The organism is Streptomyces caatingaensis, assembly GCF_001187435.1.
Classification (GTDB): domain Bacteria; phylum Actinomycetota; class Actinomycetes; order Streptomycetales; family Streptomycetaceae; genus Streptomyces; species Streptomyces caatingaensis.
Genome location: NZ_LFXA01000004.1, coordinates 190,269 through 211,855 on the forward strand (window position 1 = coordinate 190,269; position 21,587 = coordinate 211,855).

The 21,587-nt window shown below is 73.7% G+C and carries 19 protein-coding genes; 4 read left to right on the forward strand and 15 right to left on the reverse strand.

Translation table 11 applies throughout. The features are described from left to right. The first annotated feature begins 36 nt into the window (after positions 1-36). Positions 37-1,224 carry a non-hydrolyzing UDP-N-acetylglucosamine 2-epimerase gene (gene wecB, locus AC230_RS08240; protein WP_049715410.1) on the forward strand — a complete coding sequence of 396 codons (1,188 nt, stop codon included), beginning with the start codon at positions 37-39 and terminating at the stop codon, positions 1,222-1,224. Beyond that, positions 1,221-1,883, forward strand: coding sequence for a hypothetical protein (locus AC230_RS08245; RefSeq protein WP_049715411.1), 663 nt, complete (start codon positions 1,221-1,223; stop codon positions 1,881-1,883). Before wecB ends, AC230_RS08245 begins: the two co-directional genes overlap by 4 nt. Positions 1,884-1,976: 93 nt before the next feature. Here AC230_RS08245 and AC230_RS08250 read toward each other — a convergent pair whose 3' ends face one another. Beyond that, positions 1,977-3,956, reverse strand: a complete 1,980-nt coding sequence (locus tag AC230_RS08250) for a flavin monoamine oxidase family protein (RefSeq protein WP_049715412.1) — start codon at positions 3,954-3,956, stop codon at positions 1,977-1,979. 299 nt (positions 3,957-4,255) lie between these two features. Between AC230_RS08250 and AC230_RS08255 the strand changes: the two genes are divergently transcribed. Continuing rightward, complete coding sequence (locus AC230_RS08255) at positions 4,256-4,492, forward strand: chaplin (protein WP_049715413.1); 237 nt, start codon at positions 4,256-4,258, stop codon at positions 4,490-4,492. Between the two features lie 81 nt (positions 4,493-4,573). Here AC230_RS08255 and AC230_RS08260 read toward each other — a convergent pair whose 3' ends face one another. The 14 genes from AC230_RS08260 to hisI all read right to left on the reverse strand — a co-directional run bounded on the left by AC230_RS08260 (position 4,574) and on the right by hisI (position 20,540). Further along, on the reverse strand, positions 4,574-6,034 hold the full coding sequence (locus tag AC230_RS08260; protein WP_049715414.1) for a glutamate synthase subunit beta: 1,461 nt from the start codon (positions 6,032-6,034) through the stop codon (positions 4,574-4,576). Then, positions 6,027-10,586, reverse strand: coding sequence for a glutamate synthase large subunit (gene gltB, locus AC230_RS08265; RefSeq protein WP_078871070.1), 4,560 nt, complete (start codon positions 10,584-10,586; stop codon positions 6,027-6,029). Before gltB ends, AC230_RS08260 begins: the two co-directional genes overlap by 8 nt. A gap of 264 nt (positions 10,587-10,850) precedes the next feature. Continuing rightward, positions 10,851-11,582 (reverse strand): VIT1/CCC1 transporter family protein, encoded by a 732-nt coding sequence (locus AC230_RS08270; RefSeq protein ID WP_049715416.1) that lies wholly within the window; start codon positions 11,580-11,582, stop codon positions 10,851-10,853. A gap of 180 nt (positions 11,583-11,762) precedes the next feature. Next, positions 11,763-12,647 (reverse strand): prolipoprotein diacylglyceryl transferase, encoded by an 885-nt coding sequence (gene lgt / locus AC230_RS08275; RefSeq protein WP_049715417.1) that lies wholly within the window; start codon positions 12,645-12,647, stop codon positions 11,763-11,765. An 85-nt stretch (positions 12,648-12,732) separates the two neighbouring features. After that, complete coding sequence (locus AC230_RS08280; protein WP_049715418.1) at positions 12,733-13,518, reverse strand: DsbA family protein; 786 nt, start codon at positions 13,516-13,518, stop codon at positions 12,733-12,735. Positions 13,519-13,613: 95 nt separating this feature from the next. Beyond that, a complete protein-coding gene (trpA, locus tag AC230_RS08285; RefSeq protein WP_049715419.1) occupies positions 13,614-14,429 on the reverse strand; it encodes a tryptophan synthase subunit alpha in 816 nt (271 codons plus the stop codon). Beyond that, the gene (gene trpB / locus AC230_RS08290) at positions 14,426-15,664 is read right to left on the reverse strand and encodes a tryptophan synthase subunit beta (protein WP_049715420.1); all 1,239 of its coding nucleotides are present in this window, start codon (positions 15,662-15,664) and stop codon (positions 14,426-14,428) included. The genes trpA and trpB overlap by 4 nt, the downstream gene beginning before the upstream one ends. Positions 15,665-15,733: 69 nt before the next feature. Next, positions 15,734-15,967: a tryptophan biosynthesis modulator TrpM gene (trpM, locus tag AC230_RS33515; protein ID WP_049715421.1), complete on the reverse strand. Its 234-nt coding sequence runs from the start codon at positions 15,965-15,967 to the stop codon at positions 15,734-15,736. Positions 15,968-15,973: 6 nt separating this feature from the next. Further along, entirely contained in the window at positions 15,974-16,783 is an 810-nt protein-coding gene (trpC, locus tag AC230_RS08300) for an indole-3-glycerol phosphate synthase TrpC (RefSeq protein WP_049715422.1), read from the reverse strand. 123 nt (positions 16,784-16,906) lie between these two features. Next, on the reverse strand, positions 16,907-17,317 hold the full coding sequence (locus AC230_RS08305) for a DUF2752 domain-containing protein (protein ID WP_053161087.1): 411 nt from the start codon (positions 17,315-17,317) through the stop codon (positions 16,907-16,909). A 242-nt stretch (positions 17,318-17,559) separates the two neighbouring features. Continuing rightward, positions 17,560-17,805 carry an HGxxPAAW family protein gene (locus tag AC230_RS08310; RefSeq protein WP_049715424.1) on the reverse strand — a complete coding sequence of 82 codons (246 nt, stop codon included), beginning with the start codon at positions 17,803-17,805 and terminating at the stop codon, positions 17,560-17,562. Between the two features lie 116 nt (positions 17,806-17,921). Further along, positions 17,922-18,581, reverse strand: a complete 660-nt coding sequence (locus tag AC230_RS08315; protein WP_049715425.1) for a TIGR02234 family membrane protein — start codon at positions 18,579-18,581, stop codon at positions 17,922-17,924. A gap of 43 nt (positions 18,582-18,624) precedes the next feature. Beyond that, complete coding sequence (locus AC230_RS08320) at positions 18,625-20,160, reverse strand: anthranilate synthase component I (RefSeq protein WP_049715426.1); 1,536 nt, start codon at positions 20,158-20,160, stop codon at positions 18,625-18,627. Positions 20,161-20,171: 11 nt separating this feature from the next. Continuing rightward, the gene (gene hisI, locus AC230_RS08325; protein WP_049715427.1) at positions 20,172-20,540 is read right to left on the reverse strand and encodes a phosphoribosyl-AMP cyclohydrolase; all 369 of its coding nucleotides are present in this window, start codon (positions 20,538-20,540) and stop codon (positions 20,172-20,174) included. 95 nt (positions 20,541-20,635) lie between these two features. Between hisI and AC230_RS32460 the strand changes: the two genes are divergently transcribed. Next, a complete protein-coding gene (locus tag AC230_RS32460; RefSeq protein WP_157868538.1) occupies positions 20,636-21,541 on the forward strand; it encodes a hypothetical protein in 906 nt (301 codons plus the stop codon). Positions 21,542-21,587: the final 46 nt, after the last annotated feature.

A 21,587-nucleotide genomic window follows, 5' to 3' on the forward strand; every position in this document is an offset into this window, starting at 1 on the left:
GGCACTTCGTCCACCCATGACGTCCCAGGGAGAACCATGTCCGCGAACCTGATCAACTCCCCCGTGCGCGCCATGCTCGTCCTCGGCACCCGCCCCGAGGCGATCAAGCTCGCGCCGGTGGCCCGCGCCATGACGGCCTCGGAGCTCTTCGAGCCGGTCGTCGTCACCACCGGCCAGCACCGCGAGATGCTGCACCAGATGCTCGACCTGCTCCAGGTGCCCGAGCGCACCGCGCTCGACGTGATGCGCGAGCGCCAGGAGCTGTCCACCCTCACGGCCCGCCTCGTCGACGGCCTCGGCGAGGTCATCCGGGCGCGGCGGCCGGACGTCGTGCTGGTCCAGGGCGACACGACCACCGCGCTGACCGGCGCCCTGGCCGCCTTCTACGAGCACGTCCCGGTCGCCCACGTGGAGGCGGGGCTGCGCACGGGCGTGCTGGACAACCCGTTCCCCGAGGAGCTCAACCGGCGTCTCATCGGCCGGGTGGCGCGCTGGCACTTCGCCCCGACGCCGCGGGCGGCGGCGCACCTGGTGGCCGAGGGCATCCCCGCCTCGGAGGTCTTCACCACCGGCAACACGGTCATCGACAACCTCCTGTGGGTCCTGGAGAAGGGCACCGGCCGCAGCCACTTCACCGGCGCGGACGGGCTGCGGCGCGTCCTGCTGACGCTGCACCGCCGGGAGAACCAGGGCGACACCATGCGCGGCATGGGCCGGGCCATACGCCGGCTGGCCGACCGGGGCGACGTGGAGATCCTGCTGCCCCTGCACAAGAGCCCGGCGGTGCGCGACGCACTGCTGCCGGAGCTGACCGGCCACCCGCGCGTCCGTGTCGTCGAGCCCCTCGGCTACCTCGACTTCTCGGCCACGCTGGCCGCCTGCGACCTGGTCCTCACCGACTCCGGCGGCGTCCAGGAGGAGGCGCCGGCGCTCGGCAAGCCGGCCCTCGTCCTGCGCACCACCACCGAACGGCCCGAGGCGGTGGAGGCGGGGGCAGCGCGGCTGGTGGGCACCGTGCCGGAGGTGATCCTGGCGGCGGTGGAGCGCCTCCTGGACTCCCCCGCCGACTACGAGCGCATGGCCACGGCCGGGAACCCGTTCGGCGACGGCCACGCCACCGACCACATCGTCGCCCAGCTCGCGGAGGACTTCGGCGCGGACGCGGACGCGGCGCCCGTGGAGGCCCGTCTCCCCGAGGGTCCGGGGTCATACTCGACCACATGACGAGAGTCCATCGGCTCCTCCTCGCCCTCGCCGCCCTCCTGGGCCTGGCGTTCGGGGCGTACGCCCTGTGGAGCGAGGAGAACGCGCCGGAGCGGCCGTGGGCCGAGGGCTCGGTCCACGGGCCGTGGCGGACGGTGTTCACCGGGCACGGCACGGTCGAGGGCCACGACGGCGTCCTGACCCTCTCCCCCGCCCCGGCCACCCGCCCCGACGAGACCCACGCGGCCCTGGTCGTCTCGACGGCGGCGTACGAGAACGTCGACTACGCCGCCCGCATGCGCACCGTCGCGCAGCTCCGCTCCCCGGCCCCCAACCCCTGGGAGGTCCCCTGGCTCCTGTGGGCCTACTCGGACCCCGAGCACTTCTACTACCTCACCCTCAAGCCGAACGGCTGGGAACTCGGCAAGCGCGACCCCGCCTACCCCGGCGGCCAGCGCTTCCTCGCCACCGGCCAGGGCTCCTACCCCGTCGGCCACCCCTCCGACGTCCGCATCGCCCAGCGCGGCGCCCGCATGGAGGTCGCCGTGGACGGCCGCGGCCTGGTCGCCTACCAGGACCAGGAACGCCCTTACGTCCGCGGCAGCGTCGGCATGTACACGGAGGACGCGCGGGTGCTCTTCAGCGACGTGTCCGTACGGTCGGCACCGGCGTCCGGATGACCGCGGTGCACGGCCCCGGCCGAGGAGTTGGCGGGTGGCGGGGCGGACGACGTCCGGGGGCCCGGCGCGGCGAAGCCCCCGGAAACCCCGCCGTCACCCCAGATGCACCTCCAGGGCCGCCCGCACCGCCGACTCGACCGCGCCCTCGATCCAGGACGGCTTGACGGACGTGTGGTCGCCGGCGAAGTGGAGCGGGCCTTCGGGGGTGCGGATGGAGGGGAGCAGTTCGGTGTGCTGGCCGGGGAGGAGGACGGAGGCCTCGCCGTAGGCGTACGGGTCCCGCAGCCAGCTCTGGGTGCGGCCGGCGCCGGTGCAGAAGACCTCCACCCGCTGGCCGTAGACCTGTTGGAGCCCCCGCAGGGCGTGGGGGTAACGGGCGTCGTCGTCGAGGGAGTCCCAGCGGGCGGCGTCGTCGGCCCAGCTGTAGGAGGCGAGGACGACACCGCCCCGGCTGCCGGGCACGGGGTGGGAGGGGTGGATCATGAAGCGGTTGGGGTTGTCGGAGACGGAGCCGCCGCCGACGACCCCGGTGGCCTCGGGGGCGTCGCGCCCGGCCCACCGGGTGGCGGCGTGGTGCGCGCGCTGGGCGGGGGTGATGCGGCCGCGCGGGACGGAGGGGTGCGCGCCGAGGAGGCTGCCGTCGTCGGGCGCCCGGCCCGTGCGGTACTGGTCGTACAGCCCGGGGCGGATCTCGTCGAGCGCCCGGCGCCAGCCGTCCTCGTCCAGCTCCCACCAGCGCCGGCCGAATTCGAGGAGCACCTTGGTGGCGCCGTCGTAGTGCAGTTCGGTGACGGCCCGCCGCTTGCCGTACGACATGAGGGGGCTGATCTGCACGTGCCGCAGTCCGGAGAAGGGGACGGTGACGACGGCGAGGTCGGCGGTGAACTGTTCGCGGACCACCTTCCCGCCGCGTCCCTCGGAGACGGTGTCCACCCAGACGTGCGGGCCGTCGGCGCGAACGTGCCGGGTGTCGCCGTGCCGGCCGGGGTGCCAGTACTCGATGTGCGTGACGCGGCGGTCGAGGCGCAGGACGTCGTCCACCCGGCGCAGCAGCGCGTCCGGGAGCGTCGCCGTTCCGCCGACGAGCTCCCAGAAGGCCGTGTCGGGGCTGATCAGGGACTGGCTGATGAAGCTGTGGACGAAGGAGAGGGGCAGCCGGGAGGTGAGGTTCTCCAGCGTTCCGACGAGGTCGATCGTCCGCTCGTCGAGGCCGGCCTCCTCGGTGAGGAAGCGGTACATCGACCAGTCGCCGTACTTCTCGACGACCCGGGCCCAGCCCCGCACCTGTTCCGGCAGGGGCTTGCCGACCCGCTTGCCGTCCTTGCCGGCGGTGCTGAACTCGTCGCGCACGGGGTCCAGCGCGCGGCGCAGGATGGTGGCCGACGGCACGTCGAGGTACGGGTCGGGCACGCCGAACGAGCGGTTGACCTTGCGCGGGGACGCGGCGTACGCGGAGCGGCGGACGCGGATGCCGTTGACGTGCAGCCAGGCGTTGTTGACGGGTCTGCCCTGTCCGTCGACGTCCACGAGGTGGAACGGGCGCCTGCGCAGGCCGAGCCGGTCGATGAGGCCCATCACCAGCGGGTGGCTGCCGGGGATGCGCATGGCGCCGGCCTCGGCGTACTGGAGGGGGTCGGCGAAGGGCTGCTCCTGCCGCTCGTGGCCGCCCGTGCGGAAGGTCTTGACGCGGCCGCCGACGCGGTTGCCGTTGGCCTCCAGCAGGGTGACGCGGTGTCCGGCCCGCTTGAGCAGCCAGGCGGCGACCAGTCCGGCGGGGCCGGCGCCGATGACCAGCACCTTCCTGGCGGCTCCGGAACGGCCGCGCGGCAGACCGGCGTCGAGGATCTTCCGGTAGACGGGGGCCAGCGGCCGGTCCTGGTCGTCCACGAGGAGCAGGGCGCGGGCGACGCCGAGGCAGGTGTCGCGGCCGGCGGCGGGTCCGGCCGGCGCGGCGGTGGCCGGGCCGGCCGCCGGGCCGAGTGCGGCGGCCGCGGCGGCGGCCCCCGAGGCGGCTGCCGCGAACTGCCGGCGGGAGAGGGCGGGTTGGTCCTGAGGGGCCCGGGGTTCGTCCATGCCCCCTGCATAGGGCGCCGTGGCGTCCGTACGACGAGCGGACCGGCGAACGCCACCTGATCGTGGGAGCGCCCCGGCGCGGGGCGGGATCCGACGCGCCCCCGCCCCGGGGTTTGCCCGCCAACCGGCCGGAACCGGGCGTCAGTTGACGTACAGATCTCGCAAGGGGTCAATGCGGGGCCCGTGATCGCAAGGGAGGATGAACATACCGCCATCCGTCACGTCAGCGGTTTTTCATACGGAAGACTCTCTCTTGCCAGAGCTTTTGCCCTGGCCCCCCCCAACCCCTGGAGAGAGCTATGAGCAGCATGCGCAACGCCGCCGCCGTGACCGTGATGGCCGCCACCGCCCTCGGCGCCGGGGCGGCCGCCGCCGACGCCAGCCAGGCCCACGGCACCGCCTGCAACTCCCCGGGCGTGGTCGCCGGGAACGTCATCCAGGTCGCGCCCCGGGTCTCCCCGAACGTCGGCGGCAACACGGTCTCGGTCGTGGGCCTCGGCAACGTCTCGCACGCCAACACGCTGGTCAACAAGTAAGCGCCCTGGTTCCAGCCGCCAAGGGCGGGGTCGCGTGTCCCCCTCTCCCCGGGGGCCACGCGGCCTTCCGCCCCGGCGTGATCACACGGCCAGCGCCCGGTCCGTCGGCCGGATCGGGGCGGGCAGGGTGCTGCTGCCCGTCAGATAGCGGTCGACGGCGCGGGCGGCGGAGCGGCCCTCGGCGATGGCCCAGACGATCAGCGACTGGCCGCGGCCCGCGTCGCCGGCGACGAAGACGCCGGGGACGTTGGTGGCGAAGTCGGCGTCGCGCGCGACGTTGCCGCGCTCGTCCAGCTCCAGGCCGAGCTGCTCGACGAGGCCGTTCTCGCGGTCCGTCCCGGTGAAGCCCATGGCCAGGGTGACCAGTTGGGCGGGGATGCGGCGCTCGGTGCCCGGCTTCTGTTCGAGCCTGCCGCCGGTGAACTCCACCTCGACCAGGTGCAGCCACTGCACGTTGCCGTCCTCGTCGCCCTCGAAGCGGGTCGTGGAGACGGAGTAGACGCGCTCGCCGCCCTCCTCGTGGGCGGAGGTGACCTTGTAGAGGAGGGGGAACGTCGGCCAGGGCTGGCCGGCGGGCCGGGTCTCCGACGGCCTCGGCATGATCTCCAGCTGGGTGACGGACAGGGCGCCCTGCCGGTGCGCGGTGCCGACGCAGTCGGCGCCGGTGTCGCCGCCGCCGATGACGACGACGTGCTTGCCCTCGGCGGTGATGGTGGGCGCGACGTAGTCGCCCTCGCGCACCTTGTTGGCGACGGGCAGGTACTCCATCGCGAAGTGGACGCCCTTCAACTCCCGCCCGGAGACGGGCAGATCGCGCGACGTCGTGGCGCCGGCCGCGATGACCACCGCGTCGTACCGCCCGCGCAGCTTCGCCGCGTCGATGTCGCGGCCGATCTCCACCTCGGTGCGGAACTTGGTGCCCTCCGCCCGCATCTGCTCGATGCGCCGGTTGATGTGCCGCTTCTCCATCTTGAACTCGGGGATGCCGTACCGCAGCAGCCCGCCGACGCGGTCGGACCGCTCGTACACCGCCACCGTGTGCCCGGCGCGGGTCAGCTGCTGGGCGGCGGCGAGGCCGGCCGGGCCGGAGCCGATGACGGCGACGGTGCGGCCGGAGAGCCGCTCGGGCGGCTGCGGGGTGACGTCACCGGCGGCCCACGCCTTGTCGACGATGGTGACCTCGACGTTCTTGATGGTGACGGGCTGCTGGTTGATGCCCAGCACGCACGCCGACTCGCAGGGCGCGGGGCACAGCCGCCCGGTGAACTCCGGGAAGTTGTTGGTGGCGTGCAGCCGCTCGCTGGCGGCCCGCCAGTCCTCGCGCCAGGCGTAGTCGTTCCACTCGGGGATGAGGTTGCCCAGCGGACAGCCGTTGTGGCAGAACGGGATGCCGCAGTCCATGCAGCGCCCGGCCTGCTTGCTGATGATCGGCAGCAGGGCGCCGGGGACGGCCACCTCGTTCCAGTCGCGGACGCGCTCGGCGACCGGGCGGGAGGGGGCGCCCTCGCGGTCGGTGGTCAGGAAGCCCTTCGGGTCAGCCATGGGTCGCCGCCTCCATCATCTTCTCGTGGGTCTCGGTCTCGGGGAGACCGGCTCGCTCGGCGGCGTCCTTGGCGGCGAGCACTGCCTTGTACGTGGTCGGGAGGACCTTGCGGAAGCGGTCCGCGGCCGCGTCCCAGTCGGCGAGGAGCGCCGCCGCGACGGTGGAGGCGGTCTCCTCGTGGTGGCGGCGCACCACGCCGTGCAGCCACCGCCGGTCGGCGTCGTCCAGCGGCTCGACGGCACCGGCCAGTTCCCGGTTGACGTTCCGCACGTCCAGGTCGACGACGTAGGCGACGCCGCCGGACATACCGGCCGCGAAGTTGCGCCCGGTCGGGCCGAGGACGACGGCGCGGCCGCCGGTCATGTACTCGCAGCCGTGGTCGCCGGCGCCCTCGCAGACCACGGTGGCCCCGGAGTTGCGGACGCAGAACCGCTCGCCGACGCTGCCGCGCAGGAACATCTCGCCGCCGGTGGCGCCGTAGGCGAGGGTGTTGCCGGCGATGGTGGAGTACTCGGCGAGGTGGTCGGCGGCCCGGTCGGGGCGGACGACGATCCGGCCGCCGGAGAGGCCCTTGCCGACGTAGTCGTTGGCGTCGCCCTCCAGGCGCAGGGTGACGCCGCGCGGCAGGAAGGCGCCGAAGGACTGGCCGGCGGAGCCGGTGAAGGTGATGTCGATGGTGTCGTCCGGCAGTCCGGCGCCGCCGAACTTCCGCGTCACCTCGTGGCCGAGCATCGTGCCGACGGTCCGGTTGATGTTGCGGATCGGCAGCTGGGCGCGGACGGGCTGGGGCTCCTCGTCGCCGACGGTGTCGAGCGCGTCGGCGGCCAGCTTGATCAGCTGGTTGTCGAGCGCCTTGGCCAGCCCGTGGTCCTGGGCGACGGCCCGGTGCCGGACGGCGCCGTCGGGCAGTTCGGGGACGTGGAACAGCGGCGCCAGGTCCAGGCCCTGGGCCTTCCAGTGGTCCACGGCCCGCTCCACGTCCAGCAGTTCGGCGTGGCCGACGGCCTCCTGGAGGGTGCGGAAGCCCAGCTCCGCGAGGAGTTCGCGGACCTCCTGGGCGATGAACTCGAAGAAGTTCACCACGTGTTCGGCCTTGCCGGCGAACCGCTCGCGCAGCACCGGGTTCTGGGTGGCGATGCCGACCGGGCAGGTGTCCAGGTGGCAGACCCGCATCATGACGCAGCCGGAGACGACGAGCGGCGCGGTCGCGAAGCCGAACTCCTCGGCACCGAGCAGCGCGGCGATCAGCACGTCGCGGCCGGTCTTGAGCTGGCCGTCGGCCTGGACGACGATGCGGTCGCGCAACCCGTTCAGCAGCAGCGTCTGCTGGGTCTCGGCCAGGCCCAGCTCCCAGGGGCCGCCCGCGTGCTTGAGGGAGGTCAGCGGCGAGGCGCCGGTGCCGCCGTCGTGCCCGGAGACCAGCACCACGTCCGCGTGCGCCTTCGACACCCCGGCGGCGACCGTGCCGACGCCCGCCTCGGAGACGAGCTTGACGTGGATGCGGGCGGCCGGGTTGGCGTTCTTGAGGTCGTGGATGAGCTGGGCGAGGTCCTCGATGGAGTAGATGTCGTGGTGCGGCGGCGGGGAGATCAGCCCCACGCCCGGCGTGGAGTGCCGCGTCTTCGCCACCCACGGGTAGACCTTGTGGCCGGGCAGCTGGCCGCCCTCGCCGGGCTTGGCGCCCTGCGCCATCTTGATCTGGATGTCGTCGGCGTTGACCAGGTACTCGCTGGTGACGCCGAAGCGCCCGGACGCCACCTGCTTGATGCCGGAGCGGCGCGCCGGGTCGTACAGCCGCTCCGGGTCCTCGCCGCCCTCGCCGGTGTTGGACTTGCCGCCCAGCCGGTTCATGGCGATGGCCAGGGTCTCGTGCGCCTCGCGGGAGATGGAGCCGTACGACATGGCGCCGGTGGAGAAGCGCTTGACGATCTCGGCGACGGGCTCGACCTCGTCCAGCGGCACGGGCTCGCGGTCGGACGCGAAGGAGAACAGGCCGCGCAGCGTCATCAGCCGCTCGGACTGCTCGTTCACCCGGGCCGTGTACTGCCGGAAGATGTCGTAGCGCCGCTCGCGGGTGGCGTGCTGGAGGCGGAAGACGGTCTCGGGGTCGAACAGGTGGGGCTCGCCCTCACGCCGCCACTGGTACTCGCCGCCGATCTCCAGCCTGCGGTGCGTGGCGGGTATGCCGGTGGCCGGGTAGGCCTTGGCGTGCCGGGCTGCGACCTCCCGCGCGACGACCTCCAGGCCGATGCCGCCGATCTTGGTGGTGGTGCCGTGGAAGTAGGTGTCCACGAAGGAGGCGTCGAGGCCGACGGCCTCGAAGACCTGGGCGCCGCGGTAGGAGGCGACGGTGGAGATGCCCATCTTGGACATCACCTTGAGGACGCCCTTGCCGAGCGCCCTGATGAGGTTGCGGATCGCCCGCTCCGGCTCGATTCCGGGCTGGTCCTGGAAGGACGTGCCGGCGCGGACGAGGTCCTCGACGGACTCCATCGCCAGGTACGGGTTGACGGCCGCGGCGCCGTAGCCGATGAGCAGCGCCACGTGGTGCACCTCGCGCACGTCGCCGGCCTCGACCAGCAGGCCCACCCGGGTGCGCTGCTTGGTGCGGATGAGGTGGTGGTGGATCGCCGAGGTGAGCAACAGCGAGGGGATCGGGGCGTGTTCGGCGTCGGAGTGCCGGTCGGAGAGGACGATCAGCCGGGCGCCGTCGGCGATGGCCGCGTCCGCCTCGGCGCACATCGCGTCCAGCCGGGCGGCCAGCGCGGCGCCGCCGCCGGAGACCCGGTAGAGGCCGGAGAGCGTGACGGCCTTGAGGCCGGGCAGGTCGCCGTCGGCGTTGATGTGGATGAGCTTGGCCAGCTCGTCGTTGTCGATGACGGGGAACGGCAGGGTGACGCTGCGGCAGGACGCGGCCGTCGGCTCCAGCAGGTTGCCCTGCGGCCCGAGCGAGGAGACCAGGGAGGTGACCAGCTCCTCCCGGATGGCGTCCAGCGGCGGGTTGGTGACCTGGGCGAAGAGCTGGGTGAAGTAGTCGAAGAGCAGCCGCGGCCGCTCGGAGAGCGCGGCGATCGGCGCGTCCGTGCCCATCGAGCCGATCGGCTCGGCGCCCGTGCGGGCCATCGGGGCGAGGAGGACGCGCAGTTCCTCCTCGGTGTAGCCGAAGGTCTGCTGGCGGCGGGTGACGGAGGCGTGGGTGTGGACGATGTGCTCGCGCTCGGGCAGGTCCTCCAGGTCGATGAGACCGGCCTCCAGCCACTCCTGGTAGGGCTGTTCGGCGGCGAGGGACGCCTTGATCTCGTCGTCCTCGATGATGCGGTGCCCGGCGGTGTCGACCAGGAACATCTTCCCCGGCTGGAGGCGGCCCTTGCGGACGACCTTCGCCGGGTCGATGTCGAGGACGCCGACCTCGGAGGAGAGGACGACCAGCCCGTCGTCCGTCACCCAGTACCGGCCCGGCCGCAGGCCGTTGCGGTCGAGAACGGCGCCGACGAGGGTGCCGTCGGTGAAGGTCACACAGGCCGGGCCGTCCCAGGGCTCCATCAGTGTGGAGTGGTACTGGTAGAAGGCGCGCCGTGCCGGGTCCATGGAGGCGTGGTTCTCCCAGGCCTCCGGGATCATCATCAGGATGCTGTGCGGCAGCGAACGCCCGCCCAGGTGGAGGAGTTCGAGGACCTCGTCGAAGGTGGCGGAGTCGGAGGCGTCCGGGGTGCAGACCGGGAAGATCCGCTCCAGCGGGCCGTCGCCGAACAGGCCGCTGGCGAGCTGCGATTCACGCGCCCGCATCCAATTGCGGTTGCCGCCCACGGTGTTGATCTCGCCGTTGTGCGCCACGAAGCGGTACGGGTGGGCGAGCGGCCAGCTCGGGAAGGTGTTGGTGGAGAAGCGGGAGTGGACCAGGGCGATGGCCGTGGCGAAGCGGCGGTCGGACAGGTCCGGGAAGAAGGGCTCCAACTGGCCGGTGGTCAGCATGCCCTTGTAGACTAGGGTCCGGGCGGAGAGCGACGGGAAGTAGACCCCGGCCTCGCGCTCGGCGCGCTTGCGCAGCACGAACGCCTTGCGGTCCAGGGCGATTCCGGTGCTCCGCCCCTCCCCGTCCGCGACGCCGTCCGCGACGAAGAGCTGCCGGAACTCCGGCATCGTCGCCCGCGCCGAGCTGCCCAGCAGCTCGGGGGCGACGGGGACGTCGCGCCAGCCGAGGACGGCGAGGCCCTCCTCGGCGGCGATCGCCTCGATGCGCGGCATCTCCGCCTCCGTGCCGAGGAAGGCGATGCCGACGGCGTACGCGCCCGGCTCGGGCAGCGCGAAGTCCACGACCTCGCGCAGGAACGCGTCCGGGACCTGGACGAGGATCCCGGCGCCGTCCCCCGAGTCGGGCTCGGAGCCGGTCGCGCCGCGGTGCTCCAGGTTGCGCAGGACGGTGAGCGCCCGGTCCACCAGGGCGTGGCTCGCCTCGCCGGTCAGGGTCGCGACGAAGCCGACGCCACAGGCGTCGTGTTCGTGGCGAGGGTCGTACATCCCCTGCGGGGCGGGGTGGGATGCAGAACGCATCGGCGCTCCCGTCGTCGTCTTGGCAGTCATGTCGGTGCATGTGCCGAGGGACGACGCTGGCCCTCCGCGAAATTTCGTGCAGGTTACACACCGGCTCCCGCGATGCGGAAGGCATATCCCACTATGTGGACACTTCGGGTGGATTCACCCTGCCGAACTGGCTGTGCGAGCGGCACTGCCCGCGGGTTTGGTTAGGTGTGCCCTGCCGGCGGAGGGTTGAAACAGGGCCGAAACCTGCACGTTATGCGGTGCCCCGCAAAAGCATCACCCGACGGCGGTGCCGAAGGCAAGACCCAGCAGGTAGGTCACCCCCGCCGCCGCCCCGCCGAGCAGGAGCTGCCGCAGCCCGCTGAACCACCACGACCGGGCCGTCACCCGGGCCACGACGGCGCCGCAGGCGAAGAGGCCGAGGAGCGCCAGCAGCACGGCCGGCCACAGCGCGGCGGCCCCGAGGAGGTAGGGCAGCACGGGCAGCAGCGCGCCCAGCGCGAATGAGCCGAACGAGGCGAGGGCGGCGGTCATCGGCGACGGCAGGTCGGACGGGTCTATGCCCAGCTCCTCGCGGGCGTGGATCTCCAGCGCCTGCTCCGGGTCGCGCGACAGCTGCCGCGCGACCTCCCGCGCGAGCTCCGGCTCCACACCGCGCGAGACGTAGAGCTCGGCCAGCTCCTCCTGCTCCGCGCCGGGGTGCCGGCGCAGCTCTCGGCGCTCCACGTCCAGCTCGGCGAGGACGAGTTCGCGCTGCGAGGCGACGGAGGTGTACTCGCCGACGGCCATCGAGAACGCGCCCGCGGCGAGACCGGCGAGCCCGGTGATCACCATCGTCCGCGACGACACGTCGCCGCCGGCGACGCCGGTGAGCAGGGCCAGGTTCGAGACCAGACCGTCCATCGCCCCGAAGACCGCGGGGCGCAGCCAGCCGCCGTTCACGTCACGGTGCGTGTGGTTGTCGCGGTGGGCGATGTGTGTGGCCGCGACGTTGTCGAGGACAGCCATGGTGGGTGTGTGCTCCTTCGGGCAGGGGCGCCCCTCCGGGGGGCACCGCTGGGTCGAAGGTACGCACGAATGCGGGTGATCCGCTAGCAAGGAAGGCCGAACTTACTGCTCTGACCAGGGGGTTTGCCCGCGGGTGAGGACGAACGCGGCGCGGCCGCGTCGCCCCCGGAGGGAACCCCGCTACTTCGCCGGCTTCGGCTCCGCCTTCTCCGGGGACGCGCCGTCCTCCGCGGCGGCGTCCTCCGAGGCCCCCGGCTCCACCACGGTCTCCCGCCCGGGGACCTTCCGCGACGACACCACGATGTACGCGACCGCCGCCAGGAACACCAGGATCGACGTCCACCCGTTCAACCGCAGGCCCAGCACGTGATGCGCCTCGTCCACCCGCAGGTACTCCGTCCAGAAGCGCCCCACCGTGTACGCCGCGACGTACAGCGCGAAGGCCCGCCCGTGCCCCAGCTTGAAGCGGCGGTCCGCCCAGATGACGAGGGCGGCGACGCCCAGGCACCACAGCGACTCGTACAGGAAGGTCGGGTGGTACGTGCCGGCGACCCGCCCGATCGCGGGATCGGCGTCGATCTTCAGCGCCCACGGCACGTCCGTCCGCTTGCCGTAGAGCTCCTGGTTGAACCAGTTGCCCCAGCGGCCGATCGCCTGGGCGATGGCGATGCCGGGGGCGACCGCGTCGGCCCAGGCCGGCAGCGGGATGCCCCGGCGGCGGCAGCCGATCCAGGCGCCGACCGCGCCCAGCGCCACCGCACCCCAGATGCCGAGGCCACCCTCCCAGATCTTGAAGGAGTCGACCCAGTTCCGGCCCTCGCCGAAGTACAGCTCGTAGTCGGTGATCACGTGGTAGAGCCGGCCGCCGACCAGGCCGAAGGGCACGGCCCAGACGGCGATGTCGGCGACGGTCCCGGCCCGGCCGCCGCGGGCGACCCAGCGTCGGTTGCCGAGCCAGACGGCGACGAAGACGCCGATGATGATGCAGAAGGCGTAGCCGCGCAGCGGGATCGGGCCCAGGTGGAGGACACCGGTCGACGGGCTGGGGATGTATGCGAGATTCATGGCACCACCGACGCTACCCTGCCGGGCGGCATACGCGGCAACCCACCCGGGACAACGGCTGCGTAACAGGGGCGGCGGAAGAGTCTCAGTGCCCCTTCGCCGCCGCGACGGTCATTTCCCGCAGCTTCGCGGAGGTCAGCGGATGGGCGGGGTCGCCGTAGATGCTCTTGCCGTTGAGCAGCACGGTCGGCGTCGCCTTGAGCTTGAGCTTGCGGAACGCCTCGTGGGACTGCCGCACCCAGCTCTCGTGGGTGCCGTCGTCCACGCACTTCTGGAAGCCGGGGGTGTTGAGCCCGGGCACCTGGCCCGCCAGTTCGTAGAGGCGGGACGTGGCGGCGAAGGCGTCGTTCGTCTCGGGCGGCTGGTTCTTGTAGAGCACGTCGTGGTACGCGGAGAACTTGCCGGCGTCCTGCGCGCAGGCGGCCGCGTTGGCCGCGGTGAGGGAGCCCTTGCCGCCGAGGTTCTTGTCGATGAGCGTGACGATGTGGTACTCGGTGCGCAGCTTGCCCTCGTCCTCGAGGTCGTGGATCGTCTCGCGGTAGGCGTTCTCGAAGAGGGCGCAGGCGGGGCAGCGGAAGTCCTCGTAGACGGTGAGGGTGGCCTTGGCGGCCTTCTTGCCGACCGGGATGGTCGAGCCGTCCTTGCCGAGGGCGCCCTGGGGTGGTACGGCGGGGCCGGCGGCCGCCGTCCTCTCCTTCCCCCCGGAGCCGGCGACCAGCGCCGCGACGCCCCCGCCGGCGCCCAGCACGCCGAGCACCACGGCGCCCGCGATCAGGGCCCGCCGGCGTCTGTCCCGGGCCTCGTCCCTGAGGCGCTGTTCCTGCAGCCGCTCGCGGGCGGTGCGCTTTCCGTCGGTGTTCTTCTGGCTCACGTCCCCGTAAACGAACCGGGGGTGCGGGCCAGCGCACCCCCGATCGCGGATTCCTTCGAACGGGTGACGTGTGTCGGCGTTACCCGTGCCCGGCGCTACCCGTGCCGGCGCACGCCCGCCGCGAGGTCACCGGCGAGGGCGCGGACGGCGGCGAGGCCGGAGTCGGGGTCGGGCGCGTCCAGCAGCCGCTTGACGAAGGCCGAGCCGACGATGACGCCGTCGGCGAAGCCGGCGACCTCGGCGGCCTGGGCGGCGTCGGAGACGCCCAGGCCGACGCAGACCGGCAGTTCCGTCACCGCGCGGGTGCGGCGCACCAGGTCCTGGGCCTCGCGGCCGACGGACTCGCGGGTGCCGGTGACGCCCATGAGCGAGGCGGCGTAGACGAAGCCGGAGCCCGCCGCCGTGATCTTCGCCAGCCGCTCGTCGCGGCTGCTGGGGGCGACGACGAAGACCGTGGCGAGGCCGTGCTGTTCGGCGGCCTTGCGCCAGGCGTCGGACTCCTCGACCGGCAGGTCGGGCAGGATGCAGCCCGCTCCCCCGGCGGCGGCGAGGTCGGCGGCGAAGCGCTCGGCGCCGTAGTGGTCGACCGGGTTCCAGTAGGTCATGCACAGGATGGGGGCGCCGGTGGCCCGGTGCACCTCGCCGACCGTGCGGATCACGTCCGCGATCCGCACGCCGCCGCGCAGGGCGATGTCGTCGGCGGTCTGGATGACGGGACCGTCGAGGACGGGGTCGCTGTGCGGCAGGCCGACCTCGACGATGTCGCAGCCGCCCTCGATCATGGCGGTCATGGCGCGGACGCCGTCGTCGACGGTGGGGAAGCCGGCGGGGAGGTAGCCGACGAGCGCGGCGCGGTTCTCCGCCCTGGCCCCGGCCAGGACGTCGTTCAACAGGCCGATGGTCCCGGTCACTTCGCGACCCCCTCGTCGTAGAGCCCGAAGTAACGGGCCGCCGTGTCCATGTCCTTGTCGCCGCGCCCGGAGAGGTTGACCAACAGCAGGCCGTCCGGCCCGAGTTCGCGGCCGACCTCCAGCGCGCCGGCGAGCGCGTGCGCGCTCTCGATGGCGGGGATGATGCCCTCGGTGCGGGAGAGCAGGCGCAGCGCCTGCATGGCGTCGTCGTCGGTGACGGCGCGGTACTCGGCCCGTCCGGTGTCCTTGAGGTAGGAGTGCTCGGGGCCGATGCCGGGGTAGTCGAGGCCGGCGGAGATGGAGTAGGGCTCGGTGATCTGGCCGTCCTCGTCCTGGAGGACGTAGGAGCGGGAGCCGTGCAGGATGCCGGGGGTGCCCTGGGTGAGGGTGGCGGCGTGTTCGCCGGTCTCCACGCCGTGGCCGCCGGGCTCGCAGCCGACGAGGCGGACGCCGGCGTCGGGGAGGAAGGCGTGGAAGAGGCCGATGGCGTTGGAGCCGCCGCCGACGCAGGCCAGCGCGGCGTCCGGGAGCCGGCCGGCGCGCTCCAGGATCTGCCGGCGGGCCTCGACGCCGATGACCCGGTGGAAGTCGCGGACGAGCGCCGGGAAGGGGTGCGGGCCGGCGACGGTGCCGAAGAGGTAGTGGGTGCGGTCGACGTTGGCGACCCAGTCGCGGAACGCCTCGTTGATGGCGTCCTTGAGGGTGCGGCTGCCGGACCTCACGGCGACGACCTCGGCGCCGAGCATCCGCATGCGGGCGACGTTGAGCGCCTGGCGCTCCGTGTCGACCTCGCCCATGTAGATGGTGCACTCGAGGCCGAAGAGGGCGCAGGCGGTGGCGGTGGCGACGCCGTGCTGGCCGGCGCCGGTCTCGGCGATGACGCGGGTCTTGCCCATCCGCTTGGTGAGGAGGGCCTGGCCCAGCACGTTGTTGATCTTGTGGGAGCCGGTGTGGTTGAGGTCCTCGCGCTTGAGGAACACCCGGGCGCCGCCGGCGTGTTCGGCGAAGCGCGGCACCTCGGTGAGGGCGCTGGGGCGGCCGGTGTAGTTGACCATGAGGTCGTCGAGCTCGGCGGCGAAGGACGGGTCGGCCTTGGCCTTCTCGTACTCGGCGGCGACCTCGTCGACGGCGGCGACGAGCGCCTCGGGGATGAACTTGCCGCCGAAGGCGCCGAAGTAGCCCGCGGTGGTGGGGACTTGGCCCTCGGGGTCGGGAAGGAAGAAATCAGAAGGCACGGGGGACTCCTGTGAACGGGAAGGGCGACGGGCCGGCGCTGAGCGCGCCGCGCCCGGCCGCGATGACGGTTACGGCGTGCGGCCGCCGCGCCATCGCATCCCGTTGATCTGCCCGGGCTCGCACCCGATGTGGTACCGCACCCGCCGGCCCCGGACGCGCCGCGCGGGCGCGCGGCAGCCGCGCGGGCGGCAGCCGCGCGCCAGCCGCGCATAGGCGTCACCGGCCGACGGCCCGGCCGCGGGCACCGCGACGGGCGCCGGGCGGTGGCCCGGCGCCGTGCGGCGGACGCGGCGGTGGCCCATCCGGCCTCAGCCCCGCCCGTGCCGCAGCGCCGGGTGGGCGCCCGCGGCGACCAGGTCGGCCACGGCGCCCTTGGGGTCGCGGCCGGTCACCAGGGACTCGCCGACCAGGACCGCGTCGGCCCCGTCGTTGGCGTAGGCGATGAGGTCGTGCGGCCCGCGGACGCCGGACTCGGCGACCTTGACGATGCCGTCCGGGATCTCCGGGGCGACCCGGGCGAAGGTGCCCCGGTCGACCTCCAGGGTCTTGAGGTTGCGCGCGTTGACGCCGATGACGCGGGCGCCGGCGGCGACGGCCCGCTCGGCCTCCTCCTCGTCGTGCACCTCGACCAGCGGGGTCAGCCCGATGGACTCGGCGCGCTCGACCAGGGAGACCAGCGCCTCCTGCTCCAGCGCCGCGACGATCAGCAGGGCGAGGTCGGCGCCGTGGGCGCGGGCCTCCCACAGCTGGTAGGCGGTGACGATGAAGTCCTTGCGGAGGACGGGGATGTCGACCCGGGCGCGGACGGCCTCCAGGTCGGCGAGCGAGCCGCCGAAGCGGCGCTGCTCGGTCAGCACGCTGATGACGGACGCGCCGCCCGCCTCGTAGTCGGCGGCGAGCCCGGCGGGATCGGCGATGGCGGCCAGCGCGCCCTTGGACGGGCTGGAGCGCTTGACCTCGCAGATCACCGAGACGTTCTCGCCGCGCAGCGCGGCGGCGCCGTCCTTGGCCTGCGGGGCCTTCGCCGCGCGCTCCTTGAGCTCGTCGAGGCTCACCCGCGCCTGCCGCTCCGCGAGGTCGGCACGGACTCCGTCGATGATCTCGTCGAGCACACTCACGCGAGCGGCCCCCTTCCGGGCTCGGTGGTCCTCGCTGATGCGGTTCGTACTCACCCCACCAGCACACTGTGATGGTACTTGGCCGTGGACCGAGGTCGCGCATCCGGTTGACGACGGCCCGTCCTAGGGCGCCAGCGCCGCCCCGCAGGGCAGGTTGCGCACCACCGTGAACGCCAGCACCACGGCGGTGAGGGCCCATCCCCGGCCGCGCGTCACCCGCAGCGGCAGCCCGCCGCCGTGGCGCGCGGCACGCACGCACCACAGCACCCACAGCGGGACGAAGACCGCGTACCCCACGACGGCCAGCGCGTTCGCGTGTACGGCCGCGGCCAGGTCGCCGTGCACCAGCGCGTGCAGCCCGCGCAGCCCGCCGCAGCCCGGGCAGTACACCCCCGTCCGGCGCAGCAGCGGACAGGCCGGATAGTGCCCCGGCACGTACGGATCGACGACCCCGACCAGAACAGCGCCCGCGGCCACCAGCCCGGCCACCCCGAGCGGCGCACCGAGCCGGCGCACGGCGGCGGATTCCCTCACACCGCGAGTCTGATCCGCACCCGGCGCGGACGCAGCCGGGGGCGTACGTCCGGGCGGCGGCCCGGCGGGTCAGGGACGGCGGCGGTGACGCGCCGGAGTCGGACGCCCGGCCGGGCCAGGGCCAGGGAGGCAGTCGGGCCGGGGCGGCGGGCCGGCTTCGGCGCGCGACGGCGCGGCCCCGGGCGCGTACGGGGGAGCGTACGGGCCGGGGCCGCGCCGTGGAGGAGGGCCGGGCGGCGGCGTCAGCCCTTCCGGGTCTCCGTGCGCTTGGGGCGCGAGCCGAGGCCCATCATGCTCATGATCCCGCCGACGACGGCGCCGAGGAGGCACAGGCCGACGCCGGCCCAGAAGCCCACCGGCTTGGCCATGACGCAGAACGCGCTGGCCACGCAGAAGCCGACGAAGGCGATGACGACGCCGGTCCAGGCGGCCGGGGTCTTCCCGTGGTGGACCCGGGGGATGATGTCGTGGTGGGCGCTGCCCGACATGATGTGACTCCTCGTTGTATGGGGCTCGCTGAGTCGCGCCCGCGGGCGCGTGACCCTCGCGGTCATTGTCCCTGACGGCCCGTGACCGTCTCGACGTGGGGTGGCCGTGTCCCGCGCTAGGACTGGCGGGGCGAGGCGTCGCCGGTGGGGTCCTCGCCGCGGTCGAACGCCTTCCACAGCTCCTCGGGCCGCTCCGGATCCGGCGCCTTGCGGGCGCGGCGCGGGCGCGGCGTGCCGTCGCGCTCGTAGCGGCCGGACATCGCGGGCCAGTGCCGGCCGTGCCGCAGCGCCAGCAGCCCGGCGAGCAGGATCAGGACGCCGCCGGCCAGCGACACCCACGGCCAGGAGCTGTGGGTGACGTGCTCGACGGCGGTGCGGGCCAGGCCGGTGGAGCGGGACGCCTTCTCCTCCAGGGCGGCGGTGTCGCCGCGGTCGAGGAGGCACAGGACGGCGATGCCGGCGCCGCACAGGGCCAGCAGGGCGGAGACGAACATCCGCGCGACGCCGCGTACGGCGAAGACGGCGACGAGCGCCGCGAGGCCGACGATCGCCAGGGCGCCGGGGACGCCGCTCACGTCCTGGCCGGTGACGTGCTCGACGGTGGCGTTCTCGGCGCCCTCGGCACTGCCGGTCAGCCAGGTGCGCCCGCCCGCGAGCAGGACGAGCGCGGCACCGGCGGCGGTGAGGACCAGCGCGGCGCCGACGCTGCGCCGGGCCGCGCGGCCGGGGCGCGTCGCGTCGGGCTGCGGACGGGGGTGGGGTACGGCTGCGCTCACCCCTCCAGTGTCCCCTGCCGCCGAGGGGGCCGCGCAGCCGGGGTCACGCCGGTGCCCCCGGCCGGGTGAGGAGCTCCGCGGCGCGCACGGCGCGCAGCACGGCGGCGGCCTTGTTGCGGCACTCGGTGTCCTCGGCGACGGGGTCGGAGTCGGCGACGACGCCGGCGCCGGCCTGGACGTGGGCGGTGCCGGCGCGCAGCACGGCGGTGCGGATGGCGATGGCGGTGTCGGAGTCGCCGGCGAAGTCCAGGTAGCCGACGCAGCCGCCGTACAGGCCACGGCGGGCGGGTTCGAGCTCCTCGATGATCTGCATCGCGCGGGGCTTGGGGGCGCCGGAGAGCGTACCGGCGGGGAAGCAGGCGGTGAGGACGTCGAAGGCGGTGCGGCCGGGGGCGAGGCGGCCGGTGACGGTGGAGACGATGTGCATCACGTGGCTGTAGCGCTCGATCGACATGAAGTCGACGACCTCGACGCTGCCGGGTTCGCAGACCCGGCCGAGGTCGTTGCGGCCGAGGTCGACGAGCATCAGGTGCTCGGCGCGCTCCTTGGGGTCGGCGAGCAGCTCCTCGGCGAGCGCGGCGTCCTCCTGCGGGGTGGCGCCGCGCGGCCGGGTGCCGGCGATGGGGTGCAGCATGGCCCGGCCGTCCTCGACCTTGACCAGCGCCTCGGGGCTGGAGCCGACGACGTCGAACCCGTCGAAGCGCAACAGATACATGTACGGGCTGGGGTTGGTGGCCCGCAGCATCCGGTAGACGTCCAGCGCCGAGGCGGGACAGGGCGCCTCGAAGCGCTGGGACGGTACGACCTGGAAGGCCTCGCCGGCGCGGATGCGCTCCTTGATGTCCTCGACGGCGGCCATGTAGCCGGGGCCGCCCCAGTGGCGGACGTACTCCGGCAGCTCGGCGGCGGGCAGCGGCGCGGGCTCGGAGGGCACGGGGCGGTGCAGGTCCGCGGTCATGGCGTCGAGGCGGGCGACGGCGTCCGCGTACGCCTCGTCGACGCCGGTCTCCAGGTCGTTGTGGTTGATGGCGTTGGCGATGAGCAGGACGGTGCCGTCGCGGTGGTCGAGGACGGCCAGGTCCGAGGTGAGCAGCATGGTCAGCTCGGGCAGGCCCAAGTCGGCCCGCTCGCCGGGGTGTTCGCCGATCTTCTCCAGGCGGCGCACCACCTCGTAACCGAGGTAGCCGACCATGCCGCCGGTGAACGGCGGCAGGCCGGCGCCCTCGATGAGGTCGCGCGGGGTGTGCAGGGCCTCGACGGTGGCGCGCAGCGCCGCCAGCGGGTCGCCGTCGGTGGGCACGCCGACGGGCGGGGTGCCCAGCCAGTGGGCGGCGCCGTCGCGGACGGTGAGGGCGGCGGCGCAGCGGACCCCGACGAAGGAGTAGCGGGACCAGGTGCGGCCGTTCTCGGCGGACTCCAGCAGGAAGGTGCCGGGCCGCTCGGCGGCGAGCTTGCGGTAGAGGCCGACGGGGGTGTCCCCGTCGGCGAGGAAGCGACGGGTGACGGGGATGACCCGGCGGTCCTTGGCCAGGGCGCGGAAGGTGGCGGCGTCGGGCACGACGTCGGTGGTGGCAGCCATGGCAGCGGAGCCTACTGGCCCAGGGGCAGCTCTCCTGCGTCGAAACAGGTACGCGTACCCGTGTGGCAGGCGGGGCCCACCTGGTCCACCTTCACGAGGAGGGTGTCCGCGTCGCAGTCGAGGGCCACCGATTTGACGTGCTGGACGTGACCGGACGTGTCGCCCTTGACCCAGTACTCCCGGCGGCTGCGGCTCCAGTAGGTGCAGCGGCCGGTGGTGAGGGTGCGGTGCAGCGCCTCGTCGTCCATCCACCCGACCATCAGCACCTCGCCGGTGTCGTACTGCTGGGCCACGGCGGGCACCAGGCCGTGGGCGTCGCGCTTGAGGCGGGCGGCGATGGCGGGGTCGAGCGCGGAGGGGGGAACAGGGTTGCCGGTCATGCCTTCATTGTGCCGCCGGTTCCGGTTCGCTCCCGACCCGGTGCGGGCCCGGTACCGGTCGCACGGATGTCGGAGGGATGCGGCATGCTTCCGTCATGACCTCACCGCCTCCTCCGCCTCCGTCGAACCCGCCGCAGCCGCCGGGCGCCGGTGGCGGCTTCGGCCCCCCGCAGGGCTTCGGGCCGCCGCCGGCCGGGCCGCCGGGCCCGATGCCGCCGCCGGCCGGCGGTCCGTACGGGCCGGGCGGGCAGCCGCCGTACGGGCCGGGCGGCCAGGGCTTCGGCGGGCCCGGCGTCCCCGGTGGGCCGGGTGGCCCCGGCGGTCCCGGCGGTCCGTACGGGCAGATGCCCGGCCCGCCGCCCCCGCCGCCGCCCTCCGGGGGCGGGGCGCGGATCGCCGCGATCGTCGTGGGCGCGGTGCTGGTCGTCGGCCTGGTCGTGGGCGGCTTCGTGCTGGCCAACAAGGACGACAAGGGCGGCGCGTCCGCGAAGGGTTCGCCGTCGCCGAGCGCGTCGGGCAGCAGCGGTCCGGAGCCGTCCGCGCCGCCGACCGTGCCCACGCTGCCGCCCCTGCCGAAGATCCCGGTGCCCTCGGGGCCGGCTGCCTCGGGGCCCTCGGCCTCGGCGTCCTCGCCGGTCGTGGTGCCCATGGTCGTCATCAAGCCCGGCGAGTGCTTCGACCACCCGGCGATGACCCCGTCGATCAGCAAGGTGGAGAAGAAGTCCTGCGACGGCACGCACGACGGCGAGGCGATAACCAACCGGACGCTGGACAGCGGGCTGCTCACCGAGTCGGCGATACGCGACAACGCCCAGCGGCTCTGCAAGCCGGACGCCGAGCGGCGGCTGCGGGCCATCAACGACGGCCGGCTGTACTACTACTTCGCGCTCTACCCCAACGAGCGGACGTATCTGCTGGCCAGTGAGCGCCGGGTGACCTGCTGGATCGCCCGCAGCGACAAGCCGGGCGGCTCGAAGCTGACCGCTCCGCTGCCGGACTGACCCGGGGGCCGCGCCCGTGGCGGCGGGCGCGGCGCCGTGGCACGGC

What these genes read in the sequence shown, in the direction of transcription:
- AC230_RS32460 (WP_157868538.1), top strand. Translation starts at nt 20,636, where the DNA reads ATGACCTCACCGCCTCCTCCGCCTCCGTCGAACCCGCCGCAGCCGCCG.
- gltB (WP_078871070.1), bottom strand. Translation starts at nt 10,586, where the DNA reads ATGCGTTCTGCATCCCACCCCGCCCCGCAGGGGATGTACGACCCTCGC.
- AC230_RS08245 (WP_049715411.1), top strand. Translation starts at nt 1,221, where the DNA reads ATGACGAGAGTCCATCGGCTCCTCCTCGCCCTCGCCGCCCTCCTGGGC.
- lgt (WP_049715417.1), bottom strand. Translation starts at nt 12,647, where the DNA reads ATGAATCTCGCATACATCCCCAGCCCGTCGACCGGTGTCCTCCACCTG.
- trpM (WP_049715421.1), bottom strand. Translation starts at nt 15,967, where the DNA reads ATGGGCCACCGCCGCGTCCGCCGCACGGCGCCGGGCCACCGCCCGGCG.
- AC230_RS08250 (WP_049715412.1), bottom strand. Translation starts at nt 3,956, where the DNA reads ATGGACGAACCCCGGGCCCCTCAGGACCAACCCGCCCTCTCCCGCCGG.
- AC230_RS08255 (WP_049715413.1), top strand. Translation starts at nt 4,256, where the DNA reads ATGAGCAGCATGCGCAACGCCGCCGCCGTGACCGTGATGGCCGCCACC.
- AC230_RS08270 (WP_049715416.1), bottom strand. Translation starts at nt 11,582, where the DNA reads ATGGCTGTCCTCGACAACGTCGCGGCCACACACATCGCCCACCGCGAC.
- AC230_RS08260 (WP_049715414.1), bottom strand. Translation starts at nt 6,034, where the DNA reads ATGGCTGACCCGAAGGGCTTCCTGACCACCGACCGCGAGGGCGCCCCC.
- AC230_RS08320 (WP_049715426.1), bottom strand. Translation starts at nt 20,160, where the DNA reads ATGGCTGCCACCACCGACGTCGTGCCCGACGCCGCCACCTTCCGCGCC.
- hisI (WP_049715427.1), bottom strand. Translation starts at nt 20,540, where the DNA reads ATGACCGGCAACCCTGTTCCCCCCTCCGCGCTCGACCCCGCCATCGCC.
- AC230_RS08310 (WP_049715424.1), bottom strand. Translation starts at nt 17,805, where the DNA reads ATGTCGGGCAGCGCCCACCACGACATCATCCCCCGGGTCCACCACGGG.
- wecB (WP_049715410.1), top strand. Translation starts at nt 37, where the DNA reads ATGTCCGCGAACCTGATCAACTCCCCCGTGCGCGCCATGCTCGTCCTC.